Annotated in this window: 15 protein-coding genes; 11 read left to right on the top strand and 4 right to left on the bottom strand. The window is 37.6% G+C overall.

Features of this window, described 5'->3' with window-relative positions; all coding sequences use genetic code 11:
- Positions 1-371 precede the first annotated feature (371 nt).
- Complete coding sequence (locus LI951_RS07160; protein ID WP_229441717.1) at positions 372-632, top strand: zinc-ribbon domain-containing protein; 261 nt, start codon at positions 372-374, stop codon at positions 630-632.
- Between the two features lie 152 nt (positions 633-784).
- Here the strand turns inward: LI951_RS07160 and LI951_RS07155 are convergent, their stop codons facing one another.
- The gene (locus LI951_RS07155) at positions 785-1,573 is read right to left on the bottom strand and encodes a sulfite exporter TauE/SafE family protein (RefSeq protein WP_229441716.1); all 789 of its coding nucleotides are present in this window, start codon (positions 1,571-1,573) and stop codon (positions 785-787) included.
- 156 nt (positions 1,574-1,729) lie between these two features.
- Between LI951_RS07155 and LI951_RS07150 the strand changes: the two genes are divergently transcribed.
- The 7 genes from LI951_RS07150 (at position 1,730) to upp (ending at position 7,001) form a co-directional block, all read left to right on the top strand.
- Positions 1,730-2,530, top strand: a complete 801-nt coding sequence (locus LI951_RS07150; protein ID WP_229441715.1) for a PTS mannose/fructose/sorbose/N-acetylgalactosamine transporter subunit IIC — start codon at positions 1,730-1,732, stop codon at positions 2,528-2,530.
- Complete coding sequence (locus LI951_RS07145; protein ID WP_229441714.1) at positions 2,523-3,341, top strand: PTS system mannose/fructose/sorbose family transporter subunit IID; 819 nt, start codon at positions 2,523-2,525, stop codon at positions 3,339-3,341. Before LI951_RS07150 ends, LI951_RS07145 begins: the two co-directional genes overlap by 8 nt.
- A 34-nt stretch (positions 3,342-3,375) precedes the next feature.
- Positions 3,376-3,852: a PTS system mannose/fructose/N-acetylgalactosamine-transporter subunit IIB gene (locus tag LI951_RS07140; RefSeq protein ID WP_229441713.1), complete on the top strand. Its 477-nt coding sequence runs from the start codon at positions 3,376-3,378 to the stop codon at positions 3,850-3,852.
- A 19-nt stretch (positions 3,853-3,871) separates the two neighbouring features.
- On the top strand, positions 3,872-4,723 hold the full coding sequence (locus LI951_RS07135; RefSeq protein ID WP_229441712.1) for a MurR/RpiR family transcriptional regulator: 852 nt from the start codon (positions 3,872-3,874) through the stop codon (positions 4,721-4,723).
- A 7-nt stretch (positions 4,724-4,730) separates the two neighbouring features.
- Complete coding sequence (gene murQ / locus LI951_RS07130) at positions 4,731-5,639, top strand: N-acetylmuramic acid 6-phosphate etherase (RefSeq protein ID WP_229441720.1); 909 nt, start codon at positions 4,731-4,733, stop codon at positions 5,637-5,639.
- A gap of 95 nt (positions 5,640-5,734) precedes the next feature.
- The gene (locus LI951_RS07125; protein WP_229441711.1) at positions 5,735-6,151 is read left to right on the top strand and encodes a PTS sugar transporter subunit IIA; all 417 of its coding nucleotides are present in this window, start codon (positions 5,735-5,737) and stop codon (positions 6,149-6,151) included.
- Between the two features lie 220 nt (positions 6,152-6,371).
- The gene (gene upp / locus LI951_RS07120) at positions 6,372-7,001 is read left to right on the top strand and encodes a uracil phosphoribosyltransferase (RefSeq protein ID WP_229441710.1); all 630 of its coding nucleotides are present in this window, start codon (positions 6,372-6,374) and stop codon (positions 6,999-7,001) included.
- 111 nt (positions 7,002-7,112) lie between these two features.
- Here the strand turns inward: upp and LI951_RS07115 are convergent, their stop codons facing one another.
- The 3 genes from LI951_RS07115 to LI951_RS07105 all read right to left on the bottom strand — a co-directional run bounded on the left by LI951_RS07115 (position 7,113) and on the right by LI951_RS07105 (position 9,506).
- Entirely contained in the window at positions 7,113-7,790 is a 678-nt protein-coding gene (locus tag LI951_RS07115) for an ImmA/IrrE family metallo-endopeptidase (RefSeq protein WP_229441709.1), read from the bottom strand.
- A 9-nt stretch (positions 7,791-7,799) separates the two neighbouring features.
- Positions 7,800-8,174: a helix-turn-helix domain-containing protein gene (locus LI951_RS07110; protein WP_229441708.1), complete on the bottom strand. Its 375-nt coding sequence runs from the start codon at positions 8,172-8,174 to the stop codon at positions 7,800-7,802.
- Positions 8,175-9,116: 942 nt separating this feature from the next.
- The gene (locus LI951_RS07105) at positions 9,117-9,506 is read right to left on the bottom strand and encodes a helix-turn-helix domain-containing protein (protein WP_202064593.1); all 390 of its coding nucleotides are present in this window, start codon (positions 9,504-9,506) and stop codon (positions 9,117-9,119) included.
- A gap of 159 nt (positions 9,507-9,665) precedes the next feature.
- On the opposite strand from LI951_RS07105, the gene LI951_RS07100 reads away from it, so the two are divergent.
- The 3 genes from LI951_RS07100 (at position 9,666) to LI951_RS07090 (ending at position 11,027) form a co-directional block, all read left to right on the top strand.
- Positions 9,666-10,082 (top strand): hypothetical protein, encoded by a 417-nt coding sequence (locus LI951_RS07100; protein WP_229441707.1) that lies wholly within the window; start codon positions 9,666-9,668, stop codon positions 10,080-10,082.
- A gap of 166 nt (positions 10,083-10,248) precedes the next feature.
- The gene (locus LI951_RS07095; protein WP_229441706.1) at positions 10,249-10,593 is read left to right on the top strand and encodes a hypothetical protein; all 345 of its coding nucleotides are present in this window, start codon (positions 10,249-10,251) and stop codon (positions 10,591-10,593) included.
- Between the two features lie 17 nt (positions 10,594-10,610).
- Positions 10,611-11,027 carry a transcriptional regulator gene (locus LI951_RS07090; RefSeq protein ID WP_229441705.1) on the top strand — a complete coding sequence of 139 codons (417 nt, stop codon included), beginning with the start codon at positions 10,611-10,613 and terminating at the stop codon, positions 11,025-11,027.
- Positions 11,028-11,264: the final 237 nt, after the last annotated feature.

Below are 11,264 nucleotides of genomic sequence, written 5' to 3'. Positions count from 1 at the left end.
TTAATTCCGAAGGAGTTGCTCCTGCGGTTACTCGTCGCAAAAAGAATTTTTGCTTTTGTACCGCCGTTTATTCGGGTTTAGATATGAAGAGAGTTTGGAACTTTGATTCTGTCCCAAACTCTTTTCAATTTCACCAATAGACAAGAAACCGGATTTCGTTGAATCGACAGTTGATTCTTCTCCGGGACTCAGTGCTTTTGGAGAGGTTCACTGCTCTATATGGTTTTAAATTCAGGAGATTGTTCAGAAATATTCATTTCTGTATGCAAAATTAAGTTTCTTTTTTGTACTGCTAACAGGTATAATAGAGAAAGATTATCTGGAGAAATTTTGATAATCTAAAAAGGAGAAAAACGAAAAGAGGAAAAGCTATGTTCATTGTATGGGGTTCAAGAGGATTTGAAAAGGATTTAGGTGAGACAGTTGTTCGTTGTACCTGTGGAAATTGTAATAACGATGTGGTAATGCAGGCAAAACAGGTTGGCAGAAAATTTACACTTTTCTGGATTCCATTATTTACGACATCTTCAACATATTATATGCTTTGTCCGATTTGTCATCATGGCAAAGAGCTGACGAAGAATATGCTTGAACGCTATCTAGTTGCGGATGCAGAAACAGCTTCTGAATAAATTTTCAGGAATTGCTCAGCAGGAAAACTGGAGAGAATCTCCGTCATCAACAAATCTGTTTGATGACGGAGATTCTCTTTTTGTAGTTTTTCAGCTCTGAGACAGTACTCAGTGTACTTATCTGATGAGTGTTTATCACAGGTCCTTGTCATTTATTTGAGACCGGCTGCCATATACAAATTGTATCCATTGATAACCAGCACCAGCAAAATAATTAGGCTGTACAGCTTTTTAACTTGTTGGTCTGTTAATTTTTCACTTAATAGACCGCCGGCATACCCGCCTAGTAACGCAGCCGGAATGACTACCCAGAGAATAGTCAGATCATAAACATGAAAGCCAGTGGTTAATCCGATTGCTGACAGTTTGGCAATTTGGGAGAAAAAGATAGTAATAATGGAATACACAGTTGCCAGTTTGATTTCCATACCAAAGAATAAAATAAGTGCAGCTACATTAATCGGTCCGCCTCCGATTCCCAGAAATGTGGAAAGCATGCCTAAGGTGATTCCCACAATAAAGAATGGGAATATTCCAGATAATTTAAACTGTATTTTCCCTCGCTGATTATAAAGCAGAACCAAAACCAAAGTCACAATCATAAAGATATTTTGAATAATTTGTACTTGCCTATCTGCTTGAAAAAATTTTAATAGAAAGCTCAATACATAATCTCCCAGAACTCCTCCAATCAGTGAACCGGCTGAAATACTTAATGCATCTCTCAAATTAATTTGAACTCCGTTTTTCAGCTGTTTATAAGTTGAAGAAACAGACATGGTGAATACTGCTGTGCTGGAATAAAAGGCTATGGCACTTAAAGAATGAAGTCCAATGAAATCCAGAACCGGTTTAATAATCACACCGCCGCCCATTCCAGAAGCAGCACCAACTGTGTTTGATAGAAAGATCGTAATAAAGTAGATGATAAGGACTCTCATAATAGTATTCCTTTCTTTTTTTCTATTATAACATGAAATATATTTTTGGAAACGAAATTTCATTAAAAGTATTTTTTTCTTATAACTTGAAATATTATTTCATAGATGGTATAGTTATATCACCAAATAGAAAACGTATACAAGGAGGAAAAGAGAATGGAAATATCATTTGGTATTATTCTGATTTTATGTTTATACACTGCTGTAGGGGTATTAGATCAAATCTCAATTCAAATCGGCCCATATACCCCATTGTTTGCTGCTGCTGTTACAGGATTGATGATGGGGGATTTAAAGACTGGTCTGGAAATCGGTGCGACGTTGCAGTTGATGACTTTAGGAGTTGCTACTTACGGAGGTGCTACAGTCCCGGATTTTCTTTCAGGGGCTATCATGGGTACAGCGTATGCGATCCTTTCAGGAAAAGGTGCGGAGTATGGAATCGGTGTTGCAGTTCCTATTGGACTTCTGTTGACACAGCTTGACATTTTGGGGCGAATGACAAATACATTCTTCCAGCATAAAGCGGATAAATACGCAGAAGAAGGTAATTATAAGGGCGTAGAGCGCTGTAATATATTGGGTATTTTCCCATGGACGATTTCTCGAGTGATTCCAGTATTTATTGGTCTGGCTTTTGGAGAGCAAGTTGTTAATGTGATCAACGAATTAATCCCAGTATGGGTAATGAATGGGTTAAAAGCAGCTGGAGCGATTTTACCGGCAATGGGTATCGCTATCCTGATGCGCTATCTTCCAATAAAAAAATATTGGCCGTATTTCATTATCGGTTTTGTCCTAATGGCATACTTCGCTGAACTGTTTTCTGTTCTTGGAGTAGCATTGGTTGGTTTGGCTTTAGCGGCACTTTATGTTATGAATCAAAATAATCGTTCAATCGCAACATCTGGTTCCGTGATCTATGAAGATGATGAGGAGGTAGAAATTGATGACTGAGAAATTAACAAAAAAAGATATCAATAAAGTCTTTGTCCGTAATTTGTTTGGATTTCAATGGGGATGGAACTATGAAAAAATGCAGGGATTGGGCTATTGTTATGTTATTATGCCGGCTCTGAAGCGCTTTTATAAAAATGATCAGGAAAAAATGAAAAAGGCGTTGAAGACACATCTCGGTTTTTTTAACACGACACCTGCTATGTCCAATTTAATTATAGGGGCAAATATGGCTTTGGAAGAAGAAATCGGTATTGAAGATGATATGGCAATTACTGGACTTAAAACAGGCTTGATGGGTCCGTTTGCCGGTGTGGGGGATACTATTTTTATTGCTATCTATCGGGCTATCGTATTTTCTATCGCTGCTTATTTAGCACAGGGAGGGCAGGCTTTTGGACTTCTAATCCCTTTAATTGCAGGAACAGCGGTGATAGGGGTTCGTTATAAGTTTACCTATCTGGGGTATAATCAGGGGAAACGACTGGCAACGGAATTCGCAGATAAGATGAAAATGTTTACTGATGCAGCGGCTATTTTAGGATTAACTGTTGTCGGCGGGTTGATTCCTGCAGTTATCAATTATAAACTGGATATAACCTATAAAATGGGCGAAGTTACTCTGTCCATTCAGGAAATGCTGGATAAAATATTGCCTGCATTAGTACCCTTGTCTATTGTGGGGTTGTCCTATTGGCTGTTGGGGAAAAAGAAAATGAATTCTACCAGGTTGATTTTTGTGCTGATTCTCTTGGGGATGGTATTAGGAAATCTTCAGGGAATGTTTAACTGGATTGGCGGACTTATCTAAAAAATAAAGGATCAAAGGGAAAGGAAGTTTTATTATGCCGATTATTCATGCACGAGTAGATGAACGACTGATTCACGGTCAGGTTGCAACTGTCTGGACAAATAGTCTGGGTGCACAAAGGATTATGGTAGTTAGTGATTCTGCTGTTAAAGATCAAATGCAAATTGGAGCTTTAAAAATGGCAAAGCCGGCAGGAGTAAAGTTGTCTATTCTGTCAAAAAGAAAGGCTGTAGAAAAAATAACGGCTGGTAATTATAATGAAGAAAAAGTTTTTCTGATAACAAAAGATATACCTGATATGGCATATTTGATCGATCATGGTGTCCAATTGACATCATTTAATGTAGGTAACATTTCTCAAAAACCAAACAGCAGACCGATAAAAAAATCAGTTGCTTTGACAGATGAAGATGTAAAAATTATTCAGCGTTTAGTTGAAGATAAAATAAAAATAACGGCACAAATGATTCCTTCAGAATCAGATGAGTCAATCTTAAATTTTATTAAATAGAAGGAGAGGGTGTCTGAATATGGATGCAGTCACACTAATTAAACAAAAATACAAGAATTTTTCGAAAGTAAACAGAAGAATTGCAGATCTTATTTTGAAAAATCCTTCAGAGTTATTAAAAATGACAGCCAGTGAAATTGCGATGCATAGTCAGACATCCCCAGCTTCGGTTACACGCTTTGCACGATCCATTGAATACGAGGGATTAGATGAATTAAAGATATCTATTGCTGCTTCCCAGGGCGGAGAAAATAATAAGAAAAATATAGATCCGATTATTTCTAAAGAGGATTCAGTAGAGCAACTGTGTAAGAAAGTTACTGCGCTGGTGAGCACCACTCTTGATGAGCTGATGTATTCTCTTGATAAAAATGAAGTGGAAAAGGCAGTTAAAAAGATAAGGAAGGCTCGTGAAATTTATCTGGTTGGGATTGGTGCTTCTTCACTGACTACGTATGATCTTTATCATAAATTTAATCGCGCAGGGAAAAAGGCGATGTTTAATTTTGATCCGCATATGAATCTGGAATTTTTAAATTATTCGACTGAAAAAGATGTGTTGATTGCTGTGTCATACAGTGGTTTAAGTAAAGAAGTATTATTGGCATGTGAAATTGCAAAGACGAATCAGACACCCATTATTTTTATTACAAGAAATGATGGAGAACGAATTCAGAAATTAAGTGACATTCTTCTGCTGGTACCGGCTAATGAACACCTAGTTCGAGTAGGAGCCATTTCCTCAATTTCTTCCTCTATGGCTGTAGGTGATATTTTATACCTTGGATTTATCCAGGATCATATTGATGAAGATCTTGCAGAACGAATGATTGGAACCAATACATTGGTAAGTAGCTTGAAGGAAGGGTAATGGAATGATGGAAATAAATCAATTGACAACAGAAACCAGAAATCCAAATAGTCAGCATATTGATCGTTTGACAACTGCTGAGATGGTCAAAATTATTAATAATGAAGATAAAAAAGTAGCGGAAGCAGTTGAAAAAGCTTTGCCGGAGATTGCGAAGGCAATTGATTTAATAGCCGAGCGGTTTAAAAAAGGCGGCAGATTGATATACTGCGGTGCCGGCACATCAGGAAGATTAGGTACCTTGGATGCAATTGAACTGACACCTACTTACAGTGTTTCTCCTAAACAGGCTTTTGGTATTCTTGCGGGAGGAAAAGAAGCTATGTACGAAGCTGTTGAAGGAGCAGAAGACTCAAAAGAACTGGCAGTTAACGATTTGAAGAGTCATCAGTTAACGGATCAGGATGTAGTCATAGCCATAGCAGCCAGCGGCAGAACTCCTTATGCGATATCTGCTGTTGAATATGGAAATCAACTAGGTGCATTGACAGTCTCAGTTACCTGTAATAAAGACGGTGTGATGAATCAGCTTGCTCAAATAGGTATTGCGGCTGTTGTTGGACCGGAAATAATTACTGGGTCAACAAGGATGAAGGCCGGTACTGCACAGAAAATGATCTTGAATATGCTGTCTACAGGCGTAATGATTAAAGCCGGTAAAGTTTATCAAAATTTGATGGTGAATGTACAACCAACCAACTTGAAATTAATTCAGCGTTCCATCTCAATTATTAGAGAAGCAACAGGTAGTGACGCTGAAACGGCAGAACAATATTTAAGAAAAGCTGAGAATCATGTAGCAGCTGCAATCGTTATGATCGAAACCGGTAGGAGTTTGTCTGAAAGTGAACAGTCGCTGAAAGAAAACAATGACCGGATTGCTCAAGCAATTAATGAGCTGCAAAAAAAATCCTGACCAGAGCGGAAAGATAATTATTTAAAAATATTCGAACGAATCAATCATCTGAGATTTATATATCCCGGAAATATGTAAATAGAGAGGCACGGACAGTGAAACCTAAACTAATACTAATGAGCCATGGAAAGATGGCCTATGAGACCTATCAGTCAGCAAAAATGATTGTTGGAGAGCTTGCTGATATAGCTGCTGTATCCATGCAGGAGCAAGATGGAATGGCAGGAACTCAGGAGAAGCTTACAGTTCTTTTAAATGAAGCAGGAGATGCTCCGGTTCTGGTGATAGCTGATTTAAAAGGAGGAACGCCATGTAATGTTGCCATGATGGCAATGGGAATGAAAGAAAACATGCGGGTTATCTCGGGACTAAACTTGGCGATGGTTATAGAGGCAGTTCTTTCCCCTGTAGAAGAGTTGGATCTGTTGGTCTCATCTCTTTTGTCTGTTGGAAAAGAAGCTGTAACAATGATTGAACTACCTACTCTTGATGAGGATGAGTATGAAGAATAAACTGAAGAAGGTCTGAAGGAAGAGTAAAATTTTGAATAAATAGAAGGAATAAAGAATAGTTGTAAAATTTTTTTTGTAGATTTTACCGACCTGATTCAAAAGCTATTCAACTGTTGTAAATCGCATTTCAAAGCATAGGGCAGAATGGAGAATTTGTTTTGACCGGCGCCTCTTTTTGTTTTACAATAGTAAAAGAAAATGAATAGTTAGGAGATAGAAAATGGGAAAATTTCAAGTAATTGATCATCCTCTGATTCAACACAAATTAACAATCATCCGGGACAAAGACTGCGGAACAAAAGTCTTTCGCGAAGTTGTCAACGAAATTGCCATGTTAATGGCGTATGAGGTTTCCAGAGATATGCCATTGGAAGATGTTGTTATTGAAACACCAATGTGTAAAACGACTCAAAAGACTCTGTCTGGTAAAAAAGTGGCGATCGTGCCTATTTTAAGAGCTGGAATTGGAATGGTGGACGGTATCTTGGAATTGATTCCTGCAGCAAAAGTTGGACATGTAGGGATGTACCGGGATCATGATACTCTGGAACCTGTAGAATATTTTGTGAAAATGCCTGAAGATATTGATGCACGTCAGCTCTTTGTTGTAGATCCGATGCTGGCAACAGGCGGTTCTGCTATTATGGCTATTGACTCACTGAAAGAACGCGGCGGCAGCAACATCAAGTTTGTCTGTCTGGTTGCAGCTCCGGAAGGTGTTAAAGCATTGCAGGAAGCACATTCGGACATTGATATCTATACTGCAGCGCTGGATGAAAAATTAAATGATCAAGGCTACATCGTGCCTGGACTGGGCGATGCCGGGGACCGTTTGTTTGGTACAAAATAAATAAGATAGAATACTAAAATAGACCACACACTGCCAGCATTGAGCTGAACGTGTGTGGTCTATTTTAATATAAGTACTGAAAAAAACAGTTTAGGCTGTTTTTTTCAGTGACTACAAACTGTTTTCGAAATCCATGATAATCTGATTTTCGATATTAGAGCCCCAGGTGGACATAAATTTATGGTAGACCTCCCTGTTTCCCATTGTCTGAAATCGGGTGGCAGAATCGTGTGCCAAACCTTCATTCATATCACATTTGATCTGACCAAAGTTTACCATTCTTTTCCATAAGGCTGCACGGCTCATTTTTGCTTCTTCTGCAATTGTATGAAAGGATTTTTTTGTATGCAGCTTTTTCAGTAAGGTGATGTCCGGCAGCATGATGATGCCGGCTGCCAAATTAGCCAGCTCTTCAATGAATAATTCATTCTCATTATAATAAGTTGGATTCTCATCCATGTTAAAAAAAGTTTGAGAGATTTCTGTTTTTGATACATCATAATGACAATGGCTTACCTCGTGACACATACTGAAATTAAACCGGTTTTTAGAGATACGCGGATTGATAAATATTTTTATCTTATTCTTTTTCTTAACAGTTACTCCAAGAAAAAACTCCTCTTCAATCGCAGGAATGTTAGTATCGACAGCAATTCGTTCTCTTTTTAAATAATCAGATACAAACATATCAAAGGTATAGCTGGCAGGCTCCAGATTATGTTTTAAAATATACTGGTTAATCAATAAATTTGTTAAAATATAGCGAATATTTACAGCCTCGTCCATCATACAAAACTCCTAATCGTTTTCGTTTTCATCTTCATTCATCGATTGGGCGATATAGCTCATTAAGCTCTTAACTTGTTTTTTGTACTGTTCCTTCTTTGCCTCACCGACGACCTTCTCACCCTTTCTGAACATCATCAGCAAATCTGCGTATTCTTCATCAACAGCTGACTCATCAAGCGAGTCTGTTCGACCCAATAAATAGTCAATGGATACCTGAAAGTGGTCCGCCAGCTTGTCAAGAACTTCACTGGGGACATTTGTGATGGTGCCTCGTTCATAATTTGAAATGTTTTCTCTTTTCATACCGAGAATGTCTGCAAGTTCTTGTTGAGACATTTTATTGGCGGTTCGTAATTCTTTAATTCTCGAAGCTAAAGAACCCATAATTTTTTCTCCTCTATTCAATTTTGAAGAAGTCTTTCACAGGCTTCCGTGTAATCTCTGCATCTGGAGTGCCTGATAGAACAGGAAGCAAACGCAACAGATTAAAAGCTTCTTCTCTTTTTTAAGGTACTGTTTTCCTCAATTATTGGTGAATAACATTTACTTTTAAGAAATAATTAAAAGCAGTTGCGTAATTATTAGTTACATGATAGAATAGTTTTTGTAACTGGTGATTACTCTATTCCTCTTGAATCTATTATAAAACGTAATTGTAAATTACGCAAGTGGGAAGTTGAATGTATTGTTCTTAAGAGAGGAGGTATCATTTGTAGGATTCGTCCTGTCTTTTAACCAGACCCAAAAAAAGGGAAAAGAAAGGGACGTTTGCATGGTGGATTACAAGAAAGAGATTTGTGTTCTGATTCAGGAAATTTCCAATGCAGCTCTGCTGGAAAGGGTGTATAAGATGCTGCTGCTGGTAAAAATTAAGTCAGAAAAGAAAGATTGAGTCACTCAGAATACATTAGGAGATAATAGAAAACAAACTATTTTTTGGCTCTGAAAAGTAAGTTGTATTTATAGAAATTATCAGATCAGCTGAAGTAACTAAAAAATGAAGCCTTAAGTACACAAAATGAGGTCGGGTCAAAAGCGATCAGCTCCGAGAATTAAAAAGGAATATCCAAAAATAGTTAAGGAACACTATTCATAGAATGAATAGCTGAGAATGGATACACTCCGCTGCGCTTCGATCCCATCAACTTCTGCGTATGAAACATACGAGAGTTGACAGGCTTCACTAGGATTGCTTTAGCAGAGTAGATGAAGTCCTGTTACCTACTCGGTGAAGGATTTGCTTTTGTCCCGCCGTTTATTCAGGTTTAGATATGAAGAGAGTTTGGAACTTTATTTCCGTCCCAAACTCTCTAATAAAATAGTTTCTCAATCTTTTATTTTTAGCAGAGAATCAACCAGATTCTCAACAACGATTAAGTCTTTATCATCAAGCAATGCTATTTTTTTCATCAAGTCATTATGCTTATTGGAATTGCCAAGTAGGAAATCACTCGCAGCCTCCATCAACAGGTCCTCAGATTTTATTTCATCAGACCGCTCTGCCGAGATATCTTCATAGCCCATCAGCCAGGTTTCGTTAACATCCAATGCTTTTGCAAGCAAAAAGATCTTGTCTTGTTTTGCTTCATAATCACCTTTTAAATAGGCACTGATCAGAGCACGAGATACGCCGCTTTTTTTAGAAAGCGTGATTTGTTTCATATTTCGCATTTCGAGTGCCTGCCGCAAGCGTTGAGCAAATGAAACTTTTTTCATTTTTACTACCTCCTATAGTGGATTATAAAGAAAACTGGACTTTAAAGCAAGAGATTTTCAATATAATTCAGTTTTTCTTGACAACCATTTTTTTTGATGTTAAACTTCTGTTTGTCAATAAAACTTGATTTGTATTTAGAGTGAAATGGAGGGAATAACTTGCAGCAGTTAAAATTTGATTATGGAAGACTGGAAAAGAAAGCCGCTCAGAGTTTTGACTCATCTGGTGAATTTCTTCAGCGTATTCAGATGAATGGAGAGTGCTGGTACAGACGGATAAACGAGGGTATATTTTTCAGACAATCTGAGATTGCCACAATTTGTGACGTACTAAAAATTGAAAACAGTGAGATAGCAGATTATTTTTTTTACATCAAAAATCAAGAAAACTTGACGGTCGCTGATAAGCAAATTATTTCTAAAACGAGTAGAGCAATAGAAAGAGAAGAAGGACTACTACAAGGAAAGGCTGCAGCAGATTACTGGTATCACATTTATGAGCCATTAATCAGAATCCGGCAATTTATTGAAAGAATAGAAAAGCAGGATATACCAGCGGATAATCCAGAAAAATGAAAGTAGTAAATTTCTACAGCGGAAAGACTGGATGATCATTTGAACAGGAGGGCATCGGACACTCAGCAGCAATACGAGTTTCTTTGAAATTAATTTGGCCAGTCGTACTTTTATAAACTATGAACGATTATATAAAACCAATAATTATTGAGATGAGGGAAGAGAAATGGAACAAATTAAGACGATAGAAGATTTTTGGAAAGCAATTGATGAATACAGACAAACGAGAGGCATTTCCTGGAAAAAATTAATGGGTGCCAATGCAGGACTAGCTGCTGCCGGGAAAATGAATCCTACACTGACCAAGCTTCTTCATATACAGGAACTGTTGGGGATTAATCTGTTTTATCTAATGACCGTCAATAATTTTGAACCGGAGGAAGTAATTATTAAAAATCCGGAAACAGCTAAAAAGATGGCACGGATTTATCAGCTTATAGTGGATGACAGCTGGATGGAAGATGAAGCGATTGTTCGTCGGGTTCAGGAGCTGGGAGAAACAATTATTTAGGTGAGGAGGAGAAGGCTGTGAGAAAGTCAACATTTAATTATATTAAGGATATTTTGGGGGATTACTACAAAACAGATGAGTACATAAAACAACGGGAAGAAGAACTTCGTTATCCTCATAGAGAAAGTGACTTGAATGCAGGAATCAAGGGGACAAGAGCGGGGTACCATGTTCAAGATAATTTGATGATTACGATCGAACAGGATAAACGTTTATATGCGCTTGAACGAAACAAACGCGTAATTGCAGAAGCGCTTGAAGAAGCAGATGAAAATACTAGAGTGATTATTCAGGAGCTGTATATGAAGAAGTATTCATACTATACATTGGCTGGGCTCATCCAGCAGCAAAAAATCTTTGTCAGTAAAACAAAGGCCTACGAACTGAGAAATCTTTTTTTCCAGACGATTGCAGATGAATTGGAAATCTATTGACGGAAAAAACACGGAATTTTGACAGGTGTTTCTGCACTAAACTGATAGTATCAGGAAAGCATCGATCTGCGTTATAAAGTGTATGAAGAAAAATCATAGTGTTTTAATTGCAGCTGTATTTAGCTCTTTAAGATCTGATTACATGAGCAGACTCATTAATATGAATTTGCAGGTTATAACAAAATAAGAAAAAATGTTGCGGAAAAAATGCGGAATTTTGAGCCCTGTTTTTAGCCT

The organism is Enterococcus sp. BWT-B8 (genome assembly GCF_020567625.1).
GTDB lineage: Bacteria > Bacillota > Bacilli > Lactobacillales > Enterococcaceae > Enterococcus_L.
The sequence above is the reverse complement of the archived record's forward strand: the minus strand, read 5'-3'. Positions and strand labels throughout refer to the sequence as shown.

Excerpts from the sequence above, each read along its gene's own strand:
- LI951_RS07150 (WP_229441715.1), top strand. The coding sequence starts at position 1,730 with ATGGAAATATCATTTGGTATTATTCTGATTTTATGTTTATACACTGCT.
- upp (WP_229441710.1), top strand. The coding sequence starts at position 6,372 with ATGGGAAAATTTCAAGTAATTGATCATCCTCTGATTCAACACAAATTA.
- LI951_RS07145 (WP_229441714.1), top strand. The coding sequence starts at position 2,523 with ATGACTGAGAAATTAACAAAAAAAGATATCAATAAAGTCTTTGTCCGT.
- LI951_RS07155 (WP_229441716.1), bottom strand. The coding sequence starts at position 1,573 with ATGAGAGTCCTTATCATCTACTTTATTACGATCTTTCTATCAAACACA.
- murQ (WP_229441720.1), top strand. The coding sequence starts at position 4,731 with ATGGAAATAAATCAATTGACAACAGAAACCAGAAATCCAAATAGTCAG.
- LI951_RS07115 (WP_229441709.1), bottom strand. The coding sequence starts at position 7,790 with ATGATGGACGAGGCTGTAAATATTCGCTATATTTTAACAAATTTATTG.
- LI951_RS07105 (WP_202064593.1), bottom strand. The coding sequence starts at position 9,506 with ATGAAAAAAGTTTCATTTGCTCAACGCTTGCGGCAGGCACTCGAAATG.
- LI951_RS07110 (WP_229441708.1), bottom strand. The coding sequence starts at position 8,174 with ATGGGTTCTTTAGCTTCGAGAATTAAAGAATTACGAACCGCCAATAAA.
- LI951_RS07160 (WP_229441717.1), top strand. The coding sequence starts at position 372 with ATGTTCATTGTATGGGGTTCAAGAGGATTTGAAAAGGATTTAGGTGAG.
- LI951_RS07140 (WP_229441713.1), top strand. The coding sequence starts at position 3,376 with ATGCCGATTATTCATGCACGAGTAGATGAACGACTGATTCACGGTCAG.
- LI951_RS07095 (WP_229441706.1), top strand. The coding sequence starts at position 10,249 with ATGGAACAAATTAAGACGATAGAAGATTTTTGGAAAGCAATTGATGAA.
- LI951_RS07135 (WP_229441712.1), top strand. The coding sequence starts at position 3,872 with ATGGATGCAGTCACACTAATTAAACAAAAATACAAGAATTTTTCGAAA.